The following is a 15,414-nucleotide window of genomic DNA, read 5'->3' on the forward strand; positions in this document are numbered from 1 at the left end:
ATGACGTCCCAACCGCAGGTTCTGCCGGGCCACGACCGTGGCGCCGGCGACCGACCGCAACTCTCCTTCGCCGTCCCCCGGCGCGGCAAGCCGCCGCGCCACCTGGCCGACCTCACCCTGGCAGAACGTGGTGAGGTGCTCCAGGAGATCGGACAGCCGGCGTACCGCGCGAAGCAGCTCTCCACCCATTACTTCGCTCGCCTGACACGCGACCCGGAGCAGATGACCGACATCCCGGCGGCGCAGCGTGCCGAGATGGCCGATCTGTTGCTGCCGGATCTGCTCACCGAGCACCGCCGGCTGGAGGCCGACGGCGGTTCGACCCTGAAGATGCTGTGGAACCTGTTCGACGGGGTCAAGGTCGAGTCGGTGCTGATGGGCTACTCCGAGCGGGCGACCTTGTGCGTGTCCAGTCAGGCCGGGTGTGGGATGGCGTGCCCCTTCTGCGCCACCGGTCAGCAGGGCCTCACCCGGAATCTGTCCACCGGGGAGATCATCGAGCAGGTTCGCCGCGCGGCGATCAGCTGTCAGCAGGGCGAGCTCGGCGACGGGCCGAGGCGGTTGACCAACGTGGTCTTCATGGGGATGGGCGAACCTCTCGCCAACTATCGGACCGTGATCAATGCCGTGAAGCGGATGGTCGCCCCCGCGCCCGAAGGCCTAGGGATGTCGGCCCGGCACATCACCGTCTCGACGGTGGGGCTGGTCCCGGCGATTCGGAAGATGACCGAGGAGGCCATCCCCGTCACGCTCGCCCTCTCCCTGCACGCACCGGATGACGAGCTCCGTTCCCAGCTGGTCCCGATCAACACCCGCTGGTCCGTGGGTGAGGCGCTGGATGCGGCGAAGGACTTCTTCGACACCACCGGCCGCCGGGTGAGCATCGAGTACGCCCTGATCAAGGACATGAACGACCACGCCTGGCGTGCGGACCTGCTGGCCGCCGAGTTGCTGCGCCGTGGATCGGGATGGGTGCACGTCAACCCGATCCCGCTGAACCCCACCCCGGGTTCGATCTGGACGGCGAGCGATAAGGCCGTGGAGGACGAGTTCGTGGCACGCTTGCGCTCGGCAGGTATCCCCACCACGGTGCGGGACACCCGCGGCAGTGATATCGACGGTGCGTGCGGTCAGCTCGCCGCCCAGGACTGACCGGCACGTTCGGCAGAGAGGATTCGCGATGGAGGGGCTGTTCCCGACCGTCAGCGGGTGGGCCAACGGATACGACCGCGACGAGGTGGACGAGTTCTTCACGCGTGCCCGCGCGGCCTACGAGGGCGACGGTGAGGCGATGGGGGCCGCGGACGTGCGTGGGGTGGCGTTCGACCTGTTGCGCGGTGGCTACGTGCCGTCCGCCGTGGACGCTGCACTGGACCGGCTGGAAGGCGCTTTCGTCCAACGCGAGCGCGCGGACTTCATCGCCGCCAATGGTCAGGAAGCCTGGATGGAGCAGGTGGCTGATCGCGCGACGACGTTGTATCCGCGCCTGGTGCGCCCGGCGGGCGAGCGGTTCGCCCCGCCCGAACGCGGCCGCGGCTATGCCGCCGACTCCGTGGACGAGGTGATGGACCGCCTGGTCGACTACTTCGACGAGGGGCGCGCTCTCAGCGCTACCGAGCTGCGACACGTCGCCTTCCCCCGGGCGTCCCGCTCGCGCGCATACGCCGAAGGTCCGGTCGACGCTTTCCTGGACCGCGCCGTCGACGTGCTCCTGGCTGTTGAATGAGCAGCACGCCATGAGGACCGTCTCCCTCCTAGGTTCGACCGGCTCGATCGGTACCCAGGCCATCGAGGTCGTCCGGGCCAACCCCGACCTGTTCCGCGTCACGGCGATCGCCGCCGGGGGCTCCGACCCTGGTCTGCTCGCCCGGCAGGCGGCTGAGCTCGCCGTGGAGCACGTGGCCGTGGCCCGTGCGGATGCTGAGACTCTCCACGAGGTCCGGGCGGCGCTCCGAGCCGCCGCAGACGAGGCAGGACGCCCGGGCTGGGCACCCGAGCTGACCGCCGGCCCGGACGCCGTCGTCGACCTGGCCGGCCGCGGCGCCGATGTGGTGCTCAACGGCATCACGGGCAGCATCGGGCTGCGTCCCACCCTGGCCGCCCTCGCGGCCGGAGCCACCGTGGCCCTGGCGAACAAGGAGTCGCTGATCGTCGGCGGCCCGCTGGTGCAGGCTGCCGCCGCACCGGGGCAGATCGTGCCGGTGGACTCCGAGCACAGCGCCATCGCCCAGTGCCTGCGTGGCGGTCGGGCCGAGGAGGTGCGCCGGTTGGTGCTCACTGCCAGCGGGGGGCCCTTCCGCGGACGGAGCAGCGCCGAGCTCGCCGAGGTCACACCGGCGCAGGCGCTGCGCCACCCGAACTTCGCGATGGGCAAGGTGATCACCACCAACTCCGCCACCCTGGTGAACAAGGGGTTGGAGGTGATCGAAGCGCACCTGCTGTTCGGGGTCCCCTTCGACAACATCGACGTGGTGGTGCACCCGCAGCAGCAGATCCACTCGATGGTGGAGTTCCATGACGGCTCCACGATCGCCCAGATGGGGCCCCCGCGGATGCTGGTGCCGATCGCGCTGGGGCTGTCCTGGCCGGACCGGCTGATCGACGTGGACAGTCCGTGCGACTGGTCCGCCGCCAGCACCTGGCAGTTCGAACCGCTCGACCACGACGCGTTTCCTGCGGTGCGCCTGGCCCAGCACGTCGGACGTGCCGGTGGCACGGCCCCCGCGGTCTACAACGCGGCGAACGAGGAAGCCGTCGAGGCCTTCCACGCCGGCGGGTTGCCCTTCCCGGGAATCGTGGACCTGGTCACCCGGGTGGTCGAGGAGCACGAGAGCGTCGCGACCGAGGGACTCACGGTGGCGGACGTGCTCGCGGCGGACTCCTGGGCCCGGGAGCGGGCACGCGAGGTGCTCGACCGGCCCTGACGCCGGGCAGGCCCGGGGCGGACCCTCCCAGTCCCGCGACGTACCCTGGCTTCATGGACTTCTGGTGGGGTGTGCTCGTCATCGCGTTCGGGCTGATCGTCTCGATCGCGCTGCACGAGATCGGGCACCTGGTCCCGGCGAAACTGTTCAAGGTCAAGGTCACCCAGTACTTCGTGGGCTTCGGACGGACCCTGTGGTCCACCCGCCGGGGCGATACCGAGTACGGCATCAAGATGCTCCCGCTGGGCGGGTACGTGCGGATGATCGGAATGTTCCCGCCGGCCCGCGAGCAGCTCAGCGACGACGCCCGCTACGAGGCGCACCAGCGCCGGCGCGGCCTGCGCGGCACGATCGAGGCGATCGTGGACGACACCCGCGAGGCGAGCGGTGCCGAGGTCGCCGACGAGATCCGCCCCGGCGATGGACGCAAGGCGTTCTACCAGCTGACCATGCCGCGCAAGCTCGCGGTGATGTTCGGTGGCCCGGTGATGAACCTGATCATCTCCACGGTGCTGTTCGCCGTGATCTTCACCGGGCTCGGGATCCCGACCTGGACGAATCGGGTCGCGGCAGTCTCCGAGTGTGTGCTGCCCGCGGGGGAGTCCCGCGAGTGCACGGCCGACGATCCGGTCGCACCGGCGGCCGAGGCAGGTCTGCTCGACGGTGACGAGGTGGTCTCCTGGGCCGGCCACCCCGTCGAGGACTGGGAGGATCTCACCGCGGCGATCGATGCCGGTGGTGCCACCGAGGTCGAGGTGGTGGTCCTCCGGGACGGCGACGAGGTCGCCCTGAGCGTCACCCCCACCCTGGTCGAGCGTCCGGTCACCGACGCCCAGGGCCAGACGGTGCTCACCGAGCAGCCGTTCGTCGGCATCAACGCGTCTCGAGAGCTGCAGCCGGAGCCGATCACGGCCGTGCCCGGGCATGTGTGGCAGGTGTTCACCGGAACGGTCGAGATCGTCCTCACCCTGCCCCAGCGCCTCGTCTCGATCGCCCAGTCCACCTTCGGCGGCACCGAACGTGATCCGAATGTGGTCGGGCTGATCGGCGTCGGGCGGATGGGCGGTGAGGTGACCAGCTCCGAGGCGCTGACCACGGCCGAGCAGTCTGCGGTGATGCTCAACATCCTCGCCTCGCTGAACATGGCGCTGTTCGTGTTCAACATGGTGCCGCTGCTGCCGCTGGACGGCGGCCACATCGCCGGGGCGCTGTTCGAGGGCATCCGCCGTCGGCTCGCAGCACTGACCGGGCGCAAGGATCCTGGTCCGGCCGATACGGCCAAGCTGATGCCGGTCACCTACGTCGTGGTGGTCCTGCTGGCCGGGATGAGCATCATGCTGGCCATCGCCGACATCGTGAATCCGGTCACGTTGTTCTGAGCAACGGAGGTGGTCGGCGCCGTGGTGGGCAGCGTTCGGTGGCCTCGGGTGTGATACTGGAACGGTGACTGTTCCGATCAATCTGGGCATGCCCGCCGTGAAGGAAGCCCCTCCGGTGCTGGCGCAGCGACGCACGACCCGCAAGATCCGGGTGGGGTCGGTGGACGTGGGAGGGGACGCACCGGTCTCGGTGCAGTCCATGACGACCACGCCGACCACGGACATCAACGCCACCCTGCAGCAGATCGCCGAGCTGACGGCGTCCGGATGCGACATCGTGCGCGTCGCCGTTCCCACGGCCGACGACGCGGCGGCCCTGCCGATCATCGCGAAGAAGTCGCAGATCCCGGTCATCGCGGACATCCATTTCCAGCCCAAGTACGTCTTCGCCGCGATCGACGCCGGCTGCGCCGCCGTGCGGGTGAACCCGGGCAACATCCGCAAGTTCGACGACCAGGTCGGCGAGATCGCCAAGGCCGCCGCAGATGCGGGAGTCTCCCTGCGGATCGGGGTCAATGCCGGGTCGCTGGACAAGCGCCTGCTGGCCAAGTACGGCAAACCGACCCCCGAAGCACTGGTGGAGTCCGCCGTCTGGGAAGCATCCCTGTTCGAGGAGCACGACTTCCACGACTTCAAGATCTCGGTCAAGCACAACGACCCGGTCGTCATGGTGCGCGCCTACGAGCTGCTCTCCGAGCGCGGCGACTGGCCACTGCACCTCGGGGTCACCGAGGCCGGCCCGGCGTTCCAGGGCACCATCAAGTCGGCCACCGCGTTCGGCGCTCTGCTCAGCCAGGGCATCGGTGACACGATCCGCGTCTCCCTGTCCGCCCCACCGGTGGAGGAGGTCAAGGTCGGCCTGCAGATCCTGCAGTCGCTGAACCTGCGTGAGCGCAAGCTCGAGATCGTCTCGTGCCCGTCCTGTGGGCGTGCCCAGGTGGATGTCTACACCCTCGCCGACGAGGTGACCGCAGGTCTGGAGGGGATGACCGTCCCGCTGCGGGTCGCCGTCATGGGCTGTGTGGTGAACGGCCCCGGGGAGGCCCGCGAGGCCGATCTCGGAGTGGCGTCGGGCAACGGCAAGGGCCAGATCTTCGTCAAGGGTGAAGTGATCAAGACGGTCCCGGAGGATCAGATCGTGGAGACGCTCATCGCCGAGGCCACCCGGATCGCCGAGAGCATGGGCGTGACGGACGGCTCCGGAGAGCCCGTCGTCACCGTCTCCTGATCCCGCGCCCACCCGATGCCCACCTGGCCCTGGCACCACGTCCGCACGGACCGGGGGCGCCGGCACGAGGCTGACTCCGGTGTGCTGGTCGCTGATGCCAGGTCCGCCGATCCCGGCCAGCTCGTCGCGTTCTGCCGGGAAGCGCCGGTGGACGCCGCGTTGCTCGGCGAGCACGTGGAAGCGCTCGAGCGGTACGCCTTCTACCGGGACCAAGTGCTCTGCGTCCGCACCTCCGCCGGCCTGGACGGGTTGTGCTGGACCGGTGGCAACGTGGTGCCCTACCGGGTGGCTGCCCATGCGTTCGCCCCGCTGGCCGAGGCGATCAGCCGCGGCCGCCGCCGCTACTCCTCGATCGTCGGCCCCGCCGACGACGTGCTCGGGCTCTGGTCCGAGCTGGCCCCGATGGCCGCAAGCCCGCGTGAGATCCGGCATGAGCAGCCCTCGATGATGATCGACCACGATCCGCTGGTGCCCGCCGAGGCCCGGGTGCGGGTCTGCACCGCCGAGGACATGCCGGTGCTGCTCCCGGCCTGCGTGGACATGTTCACCGAGGAGGTGGGCTACTCGCCGCTGCAGTCAGGTGGTGGGTACGAGCGCCGGATCGCATCCCTGGTCGACGGCGGCCGCTCGCTGGCGTGGATCGCCGAGACTGACGCTGGACCTCAGGTGATCTTCAAGGCCGAGATCGGCACGGTGGCCCTCGGGGTCGCCCAGGTGCAGGGGGTGTGGGTGCACCCGGAGCACCGCGGTCGGGGCCATGCGGCCGCCGGGATGGCGGCTGTGGTGCGACACGCGCGCGCACGCATCGCCCCGGTGGTCTCCCTGTACGTGAACTCCTACAACACGTCGGCGCTCGCGGCCTATCGCACGGTGGGCTTCCGGCAGGTGGGGACGTTCGCGACCGTGCTGTTCTGACTCAGCGCAGCAGCTTCGACATCCGCCGGTCCGCGAGCACCTTGCCGTCGGTCTGACAGGTGGCGCAGTACTGCAGCGAGGAATCCGCGAAGGACACCTCGTGCACCGTGTCCCCGCACGCCGGACAGTCCTGGCCGGTGCGACCGTGCACTCGCATCCCCGCGCGTTTGGCATCCTTGAGCTGGGCGGCCGGTTTCCCGGAGGCCACCTCGATCGCCCCGGTGAGCACGCTGCGGATCGCCTCCTGCAGCCGGGCCACCTCGTCGGCATCCAGGCGCGCGCTGATCGCGAACGGGCTGATCCGCGCGACGTGCAGGATCTCGTCGCTATAGGCGTTGCCGATCCCGGCGATCACGGACTGGTCCCGGAGCACTCCCTTCACCTGATGACGGCCATCGGCGAGGATCGAGGTGAGGGACGCCGTCGTGAACTCCTCGCTCAGCGGATCAGGACCGAGCGAGGCAACTTGTGGCACCTCCTCGGCGTCCCGGACGACGTGCACGGCGAGCCGTTTTCTGGTGCCCGCCTCGGTCAGGTCGAACGCGGAGCCGTCGGAGAGCAGCACCCGCACGGCGATCGGTGACTTCCCAGGTCTCGGGACGCTGGTGGGCGCCTGGTCGTACCAGCGCACCCAGCCAGCACGGGAGAGGTGGACAACCAGATGGAGCTCAGGTTCAGACGCCTCGTCACCTGCGCTCCCGGGCGAGGTGACGACGTCCAGCCACTTTCCGTGCCGATCCACCTCGGTCACGGTGCGGCCGATGAGCGCCTGCGGTGGCGGATCGTAGGTCTTGAGCGCTCCGATCCCGGCCACGTGCACACCGGTGATCGACGTACCGGCCATCCGGCCGGAGAGGAACGAGGCCAGTCCGGCCACCTCGGGCATCTCGGGCATGGCTCCCAGTCTGGCGCACCGGAGGGCTCGCGGCCAGGGCCCGGGAGGGCCGGGGAGGCCGTTAGACTCGCCGCGTGCTGATGCGGATGTCGACATTGTTCCTGCGGACCCTGCGAGAGGACCCGGCCGAGGCCGAGGTGGCGAGCCACAAGTTGCTCGTGCGCGCCGGGTACATCCGGCGAGCCGCCCCGGGGATCTACTCCTGGCTGCCGCTGGGCCTGAAGGTGCTCGCCAAGATCGAGGCTGTGGTCCGGGACGAGATGGATGCGATCGGGGCGCAGGAGGTGCATTTTCCGGCCCTGCTGCCGCGTGAGCCCTATGAGGCGACCGGTCGATGGACCGACTACGGGCCGAACGTGTTCCGGCTCAAGGACCGCAAGGAGGCCGACTACCTGCTCGCGCCCACGCACGAGGAGATGTTCACCCTGCTGGTGCGGGACCTGTACTCCTCGTACAAGGATCTGCCGGCGATGTTGTACCAAGTGCAGACGAAGTATCGCGACGAGGCCCGTCCGCGGGCCGGACTGATCCGCGGCCGGGAGTTCATCATGAAGGACTCCTACTCCTTCGACATCGACGAGGCCGGCCTCGACGCCTCCTACCTCAAGCACCGGGAGGCCTACCGGCGCATCTTCGACCGGCTCGGGCTCGACTACGTGATCGTGGCCGCCGAGGCCGGCGCGATGGGCGGATCCCGCTCGGAGGAGTTCCTGCACCCGTGCGAGATCGGGGAGGACACCTTCGTGCGCTCCGCGGGCGGGTACGCCGCGAACGTGGAAGCCGTCGCCACCCCCGTGCCACCGGAGCAGGACGCCTCCGGCATCGGCCCGGCGCACGTGGAGGACACGCCCGACACGCCCACCATCGAGACACTGGTGGCCGCCGCCAATCAGATCGCGCCGCGGCAGGACCAGCCGTGGACGGCGGCCGACACGCTGAAGAACGTGGTGGTCGCCCTGGTCTCACCGACCGGTGAGCGGGAGCTGCTCGTGGTGGGTCTGCCCGGTGACCGGCAGGTGGATGCCAAGCGGCTCGAGGCCGCCGTCTTCCCGGCCGAGGTGGACCAGACCACCGAGGCCGACTTCGCCGCGCACCCGGAGCTGGTGCCCGGCTACATCGGTCCGCAGGTGCTCGGCCCGAACGGCGCCCCCCGCGGTGAGAACGCCGGCGGTGCGGTGCGATACCTGCTCGACCCGCGCGTGGTCCCCGGCACAGCCTGGGTCACCGGCGCGAACGAGGCAGGCAAGCACGTCTTCGACCTCGTGGCCGGCCGGGACTTCACCGCCGACGGCGTGATCGACGTGGCCGAGGTGCGCGAGGGCGACGAGGCACCCGACGGGTCGGGACCGCTGGAGCTGGCCCGCGGCATCGAAATCGGGCACATCTTCGCGCTCGGACAGAAGTACGCGAAGGCGCTCGAGCTCTCCGTGCTCGACTCCAACGGCAAGGCCGTCACGGTGACCATGGGCTCCTACGGGCTCGGTGTCACGCGGGTGCTCGCCGCGATCGCGGAGTCGACCAGCGACGAGAAGGGCCTGGCCTGGCCCGTCACGGTGGCGCCGGCGCACGTGCACGTGCTTGCCACCGGTAAGGACGAGGCCGTGTTCAGCACCGCCGAGCAGATCGCCACCGAGCTCACCTCCACCGGCGTCGAGGTGCTCTACGACGACCGCGTCAAGGTCTCCGCCGGGGTGAAGTTCGCCGACTCCGAGCTGCTCGGCGTGCCGTATGCCCTCGTGGTCGGTCGTGGCCTGGCCGAGGGTGTGGTCGAGGTGCGTCACCGGGCCACAGGAGAGCGGGAAGAGCTCGCCCCGGCCGACGCCGCGCCCCGGCTCCGGGAGCTGCTCAGCGAGGCCGGGCTCGGCTGACCTCCAGCGGTCAGCCGTCCCAGCCGGGCAGCGGGGCTGTCACGGCCTCGGGTGCGTGGCGTGCGGCCGCCCGGGCGTGCTCCAGAATCCCGGCACGGTCGGCCGCATCGGCCGGAGCGAGCTGAGCCAGCCACCCGGTCACCAGGTCGCCGCGCCACGCCTCCACCGTCTCCTCCAGATCCGTCCCGGCCCCGACGGCGTAGCTCGCCTCCCGCGGGTCGGTGCCGGAGTCGTCGATACCGGCAGCAATCGCGACCTGTTCGGCGAGGTCGCGCATCTGTGCAGCGGTGCGGGCAGCCCGGTCCTGCGCGTTGCCGCTGCTGCGCGCTGCGAGGAGTTCACCGGCGTACCCGAGCGCGTCCAGGGTGCGGCACAGGCCGGTGGCGCTCGCTCCCAAGGTGGCGGGTGTGCGGGGCTCGGCAGCCGGGACCGGGTCGGCGACGCCGAGCTGGTCGGCGAGCCGGGACGCGGAGCCGTCCCGGTTCAGCACGATCGCTGCCAGGAGCGCGGCCAGGTCTGATCCCACGTCCGGGCTGGCGATGGCCTCCCTGGCGGCCTCCGAGCTGGCCGTGAGTGCGGTGAGGACATCCTCGGCCGTCCCGGGCCCGTCCGCGTTCGAGCCGGGCGTCTCAGCGGCGTCGGTCTCCGCCGGCCGCGGCGGCGGCTCCCAGACGCCTCCCAGGGCCTCGAGCTGCACCTGCGCATCACCGGCGACGTCCTCCAGCAGTGCGGTGAGGTCCGCATCCTCGGCGGTGATCGATCGGGCCAGTTCCGCCAGCTCCGCCGTCGCGAGTGCGGACGCCTGCCGGATCCGTTCGGACTGCTCGGGGCTCGGTATCGGCGCGGGCGGTGTGTCCAGACGCACGGAGCATGCCCCGGTCAGCAGAACGAGAGCGGTGGTCAGAACTCCGACGAGCAGGCGCGTGGGGCGGGTGCGGACGGTCACGCGTCGATCGTGCCATGTCAGAACCTCTGTGGTCTGCCGCGCAGACCACTACGCTGTGGTGTTCACCGTGAACTACAACTGCACAAGGAGTGTCGTGATGAGCCCCTCACCCGGATCGGACGCCCTCAGCGCCCAGGTACACGAGGTCCTCGAACCGGTCGTCGCCGATGCCGGCCTGTTCCTCGAGGGAGTCCAGATCTCTGGTGCCGCGAGACGGCGCGTCGTCCGCGTGACGGTGGACCTGCCGGACGGCCCCGGCGGTGTGACCTCGGACTCACTCGCGCAGGTGTCCCAGGCCGTGTCCGCCCAGTTGGACGAGGCCGAGGACCTGCTCGCCGGGTCCTACCTGCTTGAGGTCACCACCCCCGGCGTGAGCCGTCCGCTGACCGAACCGCGCCATTTCCGCCGTGCCGAGGGACGCTTGGTCACCGTCGCCACCACCGGTGATCAGGTCAGTGGCCGCGTGCTCGGCGTGACCGACGGCGAGCTCACGCTGGCCACTGGATCCGGTACCGTCAGCCTGCCCCTGTCGGACGTCGAGCGTGGTCGCATCGACGTGGAGTTGAATCGCGCCGGCGACGCGCAGGACTGAGAGGAACGCCCAATGGACATCGACATGGCAACACTGCGGTTGATCGAGCGGGAGCGAGACATCTCGCTCGACACCCTGGTCGGTGCGATCGAGCAGGCGCTGCTGTCCGCGTACCACCGCACCGAGGGTGCCATGGCTCATGCGCGGGTGGAGCTGGACCGTGCCACCGGGCACGTGACCGTCTTCGCCCGCGAGGTACTGCCCGCGCCCCCCGTGGACGAACCAGCCGCGGACGCCGACGAGGTAGAGCCGACCCCGGACATCGAGACGGAAGCGCCCACGGCGGGGGAGGCCCCGAGTGATCTCAGCCACGGTGTCGCGGTCTCACCCGGCCCGCGGCTGGGCCCGGAGTACGACGACACGCCGGCCAACTTCGGCAGGATCGCCACCTCCACAGCACGGCAGGTGATCATGCAGCGGCTGAGGGACGCCGAAGATGACCAGGTCCTCGGTCAGTTCCGCGGCAAGGAGGGCGACGTCGTTGCCGGCGTGATCCAGCAGGGTCGCGACCCGCGCACGGTGCTGATCGAGATCGGCGGTGTGGAGGCGGTGCTCCCGGCGCACGAGCAAGTTCCCACCGAGACCTATGTCCACGGTGAGCGCATCCGTGCCTACGTGCTCGAAGTCACCCGCGGTTTCAAGGGGCCCTCCATCACGGTCTCGCGTACCCACCCGAACCTCGTCAAGCGGCTGTTCGCTCACGAGGTGCCAGAAGTCGCGGACGGCAGCGTCGAAGTCATGGCGCTGGCACGTGAATCCGGGCACCGCACGAAGATGGCCGTGCGCTCCACCGTGGCCGGGCTCGGCGCGAAGGGCGCCTGCATCGGGCCGATGGGCCAGCGCGTCCGGGCCGTGATGGCCGAGCTCCGCGGCGAGAAGATCGACATCGTCGACTACAGCGAGGACCCGGCCACCTTCGTGGCCAACGCCCTGTCCCCGGCGCGGGTGAGCAGCGTGGAAGTGGTGGACGCCGCGGCCCGGGCCGCACGCGTGATCGTGCCGGACTACCAGCTCTCCCTCGCGATCGGGAAAGAGGGGCAGAATGCGAGGCTCGCGGCACGCCTGACCGGCTGGCGGATCGACATCCGGCCGGACACCGCACCGGAGTCCGCAGGGGCCGGGACGACGGCGACGCCGGAAGCGCCGTAGTATAGTTTTCTGTTGGGTCACGAACCCGGACCATCTTTCCTCTCACCACCTCGGTGAGGTGCGGTCGAAGAACCCCGGAGGGCCAGTACGTCATGAGCCTCTCCGGTGGTCCTGTTCGCACGTGTGTCGGATGCCGGGTACGTACCTCACGGTCCAGCTTGGTGCGTCTGGTGACGGATCCGGCGAGTACCGAGGCCGGCATGGTCTCAGTGGTCGTTGATCCATCGACGAGCGCACTGGGCCGGGGAGCTTGGGTGCATCCGCACCCGGACTGCCTGGATCGTGCCATCACCCGCCGAGCGATCGCTCGGGCACTTCGAGTACCGGTCAGTGCCGAGTACTCCCGTGTGGTGGAGTGGTTCGACCAGAACACCGCATGAACCGTTGATCATCGAAACAAGAGAGCGGGTCTTCAAGCCGATGGGCACCCGATGAGCACCCTGCGATGAACACGCACCGCTAACGACGGTCCGACCCCTGCCTCGGGACGGACCGAGACAGGAGAGTTGTGGCAAAAGTCCGCGTCCACGAGCTCGCGAAAGAGCTCGGCGTCGACAGTAAGACCGTCCTGGCGAAGCTGAACGAACTCGGTGAGTTCGTGAAGTCCGCTTCGTCCACTATCGAGCCGCCCGTGCAGCGACGGCTCCGGGAGGCGTTCCCGGACGCCCCCGCCGACGGCGGAGACTCCGCCCCGGCCAAGCCTGCTCCCAAGAAGCCAGCCCCCTCAGCCAAGCCTGCTGCTCCGGCTCCTGCCGAGCCGCAGCGCGAGGAGCCGGCCGAGAAGCCTGCCGAACCGGCGCAGGCCGAGAAGCCTGCCGAACCGGCGCAGGCCGAGAAGCCCGCGGAGCCCCCGCAGGCTGAGGAGCCGGCAGCACCGACGCCGGCCCAGACCTCTCGTGCGCCGAAGCCGTCGGCCACACCGACACCGGCAGACGCCGCGTCCGCGGCGCCGTCGTCGGACAAGCCAGCACCCAAGCCCGGGGCCCGTCCGGGCCCGAAGCCGGGCGCACGCCCCGGCAACAACCCGTTCGCGTCGTCCCAGGGGATGCCGCGCCCGGGAGGCGGCCGCTCAGGTGGCCGTGGTGAGCGCTCCGCAGGCCCGGGGGCGCCACGACCGGGCAACAACCCGTTCGCGTCGTCCCAGGGGATGCCGCGCCCGGGCGGCTCCGGCGGTTCTGCCGGTCCGCGCCCGGGAGCAGCCGGTGGTCGCACCGGTGAGCGTTCCGGCGCTCCGCGCGGGGAGCGTTCTGACGCCGGGCCCCGTCCCGGCGGGGTGCGTCCCACGCCGGGCATGATGCCCGGCCGCAGCTCTGTCGGTCGCCCGGGCGCCCCTGCCCGTGGTGGCGGTGGTGGCGGTGGTGGCCGTGGCGGTCGCGGTGGCGGCCCCGGCGGTGGCGGCCCTGGTGGTGGCGGCGGCGGTTTCGGTGGTCGTCCTGGTGGTCGTCCCGGCGGCGGTGGCCGCGGTGGCCGTGGTGGTACCCAGGGTGCGTTCGGTCGCGCCGGGGGACGCCCGGTCCGAGGCCGGAAGTCGAAGCGGGCCAAGCGCCAAGAGTTCGAGCAGCAGTCCGCACCGTCCATCGGTGGCGTCCAGGTTCCCCGTGGTGACGGCAAGACCGTCATCCGGATCCGCGCGGGTGCCTCCCTGGCTGACTTCGCGGACCGCATCGACGCCGACGCAGCGAGCCTGGTGACCGTGCTGTTCCACCTCGGTGAGATGGCCACGGCCACGCAGTCGCTGGACGAGGACACGTTCCAGGCGCTGGGTGTCGAGCTCGGCTACGTGATCGAGATCGTCTCCCCGGAGGAGGAGGACCGCGAGCTGCTCGAGTCCTTCGACATCGATCTGGCGGCCGAAGAGGAAGCCGAGACCGACGAGGACCGCACGGCTCGTCCGCCGGTCGTGACCGTGATGGGTCACGTCGACCACGGAAAGACCCGGCTGCTGGACGCCATCCGCAGCACGGACGTCGTGGGTGGCGAAGCAGGCGGGATCACCCAGCACATCGGTGCTTACCAGGTGCACGCCCAGCACGAGGACGTCGAGCGGGCCATCACCTTCATCGACACCCCCGGTCACGAGGCCTTCACGGCCATGCGTGCTCGTGGTGCCGACGTCACGGACATCGCGATCCTCGTGGTGGCCGCCGACGACGGAGTGATGCCGCAGACGATCGAGGCGCTGAACCACGCACAGGCCGCGAACGTTCCGGTCGTGGTCGCGGTGAACAAGGTGGACAAGCCGGACTCGAACCCGGCCAAGATCCGCCAGCAGCTCACCGAGTACGACCTGGTGGCCGAGGAGTACGGCGGCGAGACCATGTTCGTGGATGTTTCCGCCATTCAGAGCAAGGGCATCGACCAGCTCCTCGAAGCGGTCCTGCTCACCGCGGACGCTGCACTCGAGCTGCGTGCCAACCCGGACAAGGACGCACGCGGTGTGGCCATCGAGGCGAACCTGGACAAGGGGCGCGGCGCCGTCGCGACCGTACTCGTGCAGTCCGGGACGCTCCATGTGGGCGACGCGATCGTGGCCGGAACGGCCCACGGGCGGGTGCGGGCCATGTTCGACGAGCACGGCAACTCCGTGCCCGAGGCGGGACCGGCATACCCGGTTCAGGTCTTGGGTCTGGCATCGGTGCCGCGCGCTGGGGACACCTTCCTGGTGGCTCCGGATGACCGCACGGCTCGCCAGATCGCGGACAAGCGGGAAGCCGCCGAGCGTGCGGCAACCCTGGCCAAGCGGCGCAAGCGCATGTCGCTGGAGGAGTTCACCCAGGCTCTCGAGCAGGGCAAGGTGGACCACCTCAATCTCGTCATCAAGGGTGACGTGTCCGGTGCCGTGGAGGCGCTCGAGGACGCACTGCTCAAGGTGGACGTGGGCGAGGAGGTCGCACTGCGGATCATCCACCGCGGCGTGGGTGCCATCACGCAGAACGACGTGAACCTGGCGACGGTGGACAACGCCGTCATCATCGGCTTCAACGTGCGACCGGCGGAGCGGGTCACCGAACTGGCCGATCGCGAAGGTGTCGAGATCAAGTACTACTCGGTCATCTACCAGGCGATCGACGAGGTCGAGGCAGCGCTCAAGGGCATGCTCAAGCCGGAGTACGAGGAGGTCCAGCTGGGCACCGCGGAGATCCGTCAGGTGTTCCGGTCCTCCAAGGTCGGCAACATCGCCGGTTCGATCGTGCGTTCGGGCACCATCCGCCGGAACTCCAAGGCACGCCTGCTCCGCGACGGGGTTGTCATCTCCGACAACCTCAACGTCGACTCGCTGCGGCGAGAGAAGGACGACGTCACGGAGGTTCGCGAGGGCTTCGAGTGCGGTATCGGACTCGGCGCCAAGGACATCAGCGAGGGCGACGTGATCGAGACCTTCGAGATGCGCGAGAAGCCGCGCGCCTGACGCGGCTCATCGAACGCGGGTCGGGTGGCAGCATGAGCTGTCGCCCGGCCCGCGTCGTGCGCTCATCCACGCCGGATCACCCGGCGCTCGAGGCATGCCCGTGAGCTCG

At 70.0% G+C, this 15,414-nt stretch carries 13 protein-coding genes; 11 read left to right on the forward strand and 2 right to left on the reverse strand.

The genetic code is table 11. The features are described 5' to 3' along the window. The 6 genes from rlmN to BLU77_RS04300 all read left to right on the forward strand — a co-directional run bounded on the left by rlmN (nucleotide 1) and on the right by BLU77_RS04300 (nucleotide 6,446). Nucleotides 1–1,152 (forward strand): dual-specificity RNA methyltransferase RlmN, encoded by a 1,152-nt coding sequence (gene rlmN / locus BLU77_RS04275; protein ID WP_089771842.1) that lies wholly within the window; start codon nucleotides 1–3, stop codon nucleotides 1,150–1,152. 28 nt (nucleotides 1,153–1,180) lie between these two features. After that, entirely contained in the window at nucleotides 1,181–1,726 is a 546-nt protein-coding gene (locus BLU77_RS04280; RefSeq protein WP_089771843.1) for a DivIVA domain-containing protein, read from the forward strand. A gap of 10 nt (nucleotides 1,727–1,736) precedes the next feature. After that, nucleotides 1,737–2,924, forward strand: coding sequence for a 1-deoxy-D-xylulose-5-phosphate reductoisomerase (dxr, locus tag BLU77_RS04285; RefSeq protein WP_089771844.1), 1,188 nt, complete (start codon nucleotides 1,737–1,739; stop codon nucleotides 2,922–2,924). Between the two features lie 53 nt (nucleotides 2,925–2,977). Beyond that, nucleotides 2,978–4,303 (forward strand): M50 family metallopeptidase, encoded by a 1,326-nt coding sequence (locus BLU77_RS04290; protein WP_089771845.1) that lies wholly within the window; start codon nucleotides 2,978–2,980, stop codon nucleotides 4,301–4,303. 88 nt (nucleotides 4,304–4,391) lie between these two features. Continuing rightward, entirely contained in the window at nucleotides 4,392–5,531 is a 1,140-nt protein-coding gene (gene ispG, locus BLU77_RS04295) for a flavodoxin-dependent (E)-4-hydroxy-3-methylbut-2-enyl-diphosphate synthase (protein WP_089771846.1), read from the forward strand. A gap of 15 nt (nucleotides 5,532–5,546) precedes the next feature. Beyond that, nucleotides 5,547–6,446 carry a GNAT family N-acetyltransferase gene (locus BLU77_RS04300; RefSeq protein WP_089771847.1) on the forward strand — a complete coding sequence of 300 codons (900 nt, stop codon included), beginning with the start codon at nucleotides 5,547–5,549 and terminating at the stop codon, nucleotides 6,444–6,446. 1 nt (nucleotide 6,447) lies between these two features. Here the strand turns inward: BLU77_RS04300 and BLU77_RS04305 are convergent, their stop codons facing one another. Next, entirely contained in the window at nucleotides 6,448–7,341 is an 894-nt protein-coding gene (locus BLU77_RS04305) for a DNA-formamidopyrimidine glycosylase family protein (RefSeq protein ID WP_089771848.1), read from the reverse strand. Between the two features lie 74 nt (nucleotides 7,342–7,415). Here BLU77_RS04305 and BLU77_RS04310 point away from each other — a divergent pair, with 74 nt between their 5' ends. Next, nucleotides 7,416–9,209 (forward strand): proline--tRNA ligase, encoded by a 1,794-nt coding sequence (locus BLU77_RS04310; protein ID WP_089771849.1) that lies wholly within the window; start codon nucleotides 7,416–7,418, stop codon nucleotides 9,207–9,209. Nucleotides 9,210–9,219: 10 nt separating this feature from the next. Here the strand turns inward: BLU77_RS04310 and BLU77_RS04315 are convergent, their stop codons facing one another. Continuing rightward, nucleotides 9,220–10,155, reverse strand: coding sequence for a hypothetical protein (locus BLU77_RS04315; protein WP_089771850.1), 936 nt, complete (start codon nucleotides 10,153–10,155; stop codon nucleotides 9,220–9,222). Nucleotides 10,156–10,252: 97 nt separating this feature from the next. Here BLU77_RS04315 and BLU77_RS04320 point away from each other — a divergent pair, with 97 nt between their 5' ends. The 4 genes from BLU77_RS04320 to infB all read left to right on the forward strand — a co-directional run bounded on the left by BLU77_RS04320 (nucleotide 10,253) and on the right by infB (nucleotide 15,305). Then, nucleotides 10,253–10,747, forward strand: coding sequence for a ribosome maturation factor RimP (locus BLU77_RS04320; RefSeq protein WP_089771851.1), 495 nt, complete (start codon nucleotides 10,253–10,255; stop codon nucleotides 10,745–10,747). A 12-nt stretch (nucleotides 10,748–10,759) separates the two neighbouring features. After that, a complete protein-coding gene (nusA, locus tag BLU77_RS04325) occupies nucleotides 10,760–11,896 on the forward strand; it encodes a transcription termination factor NusA (protein ID WP_089771852.1) in 1,137 nt (378 codons plus the stop codon). 92 nt (nucleotides 11,897–11,988) lie between these two features. Next, nucleotides 11,989–12,276 carry a YlxR family protein gene (locus BLU77_RS04330; protein WP_089771853.1) on the forward strand — a complete coding sequence of 96 codons (288 nt, stop codon included), beginning with the start codon at nucleotides 11,989–11,991 and terminating at the stop codon, nucleotides 12,274–12,276. A gap of 128 nt (nucleotides 12,277–12,404) precedes the next feature. Beyond that, a complete protein-coding gene (gene infB / locus BLU77_RS04335) occupies nucleotides 12,405–15,305 on the forward strand; it encodes a translation initiation factor IF-2 (protein WP_089771854.1) in 2,901 nt (966 codons plus the stop codon). Nucleotides 15,306–15,414 lie beyond the last annotated feature (109 nt).

Source organism: Ruania alba (assembly GCF_900105765.1).
GTDB lineage: Bacteria > Actinomycetota > Actinomycetes > Actinomycetales > Beutenbergiaceae > Ruania > Ruania alba.

What these genes read in the sequence shown, in the direction of transcription:
- rlmN (WP_089771842.1), top strand. Translation starts at nt 1, where the DNA reads ATGACGTCCCAACCGCAGGTTCTGCCGGGCCACGACCGTGGCGCCGGC.
- BLU77_RS04280 (WP_089771843.1), top strand. Translation starts at nt 1,181, where the DNA reads ATGGAGGGGCTGTTCCCGACCGTCAGCGGGTGGGCCAACGGATACGAC.
- dxr (WP_089771844.1), top strand. Translation starts at nt 1,737, where the DNA reads ATGAGGACCGTCTCCCTCCTAGGTTCGACCGGCTCGATCGGTACCCAG.
- BLU77_RS04290 (WP_089771845.1), top strand. Translation starts at nt 2,978, where the DNA reads ATGGACTTCTGGTGGGGTGTGCTCGTCATCGCGTTCGGGCTGATCGTC.
- ispG (WP_089771846.1), top strand. Translation starts at nt 4,392, where the DNA reads ATGCCCGCCGTGAAGGAAGCCCCTCCGGTGCTGGCGCAGCGACGCACG.
- BLU77_RS04300 (WP_089771847.1), top strand. Translation starts at nt 5,547, where the DNA reads ATGCCCACCTGGCCCTGGCACCACGTCCGCACGGACCGGGGGCGCCGG.
- BLU77_RS04305 (WP_089771848.1), bottom strand. Translation starts at nt 7,341, where the DNA reads ATGCCCGAGATGCCCGAGGTGGCCGGACTGGCCTCGTTCCTCTCCGGC.
- BLU77_RS04320 (WP_089771851.1), top strand. Translation starts at nt 10,253, where the DNA reads ATGAGCCCCTCACCCGGATCGGACGCCCTCAGCGCCCAGGTACACGAG.
- nusA (WP_089771852.1), top strand. Translation starts at nt 10,760, where the DNA reads ATGGACATCGACATGGCAACACTGCGGTTGATCGAGCGGGAGCGAGAC.
- BLU77_RS04330 (WP_089771853.1), top strand. Translation starts at nt 11,989, where the DNA reads ATGAGCCTCTCCGGTGGTCCTGTTCGCACGTGTGTCGGATGCCGGGTA.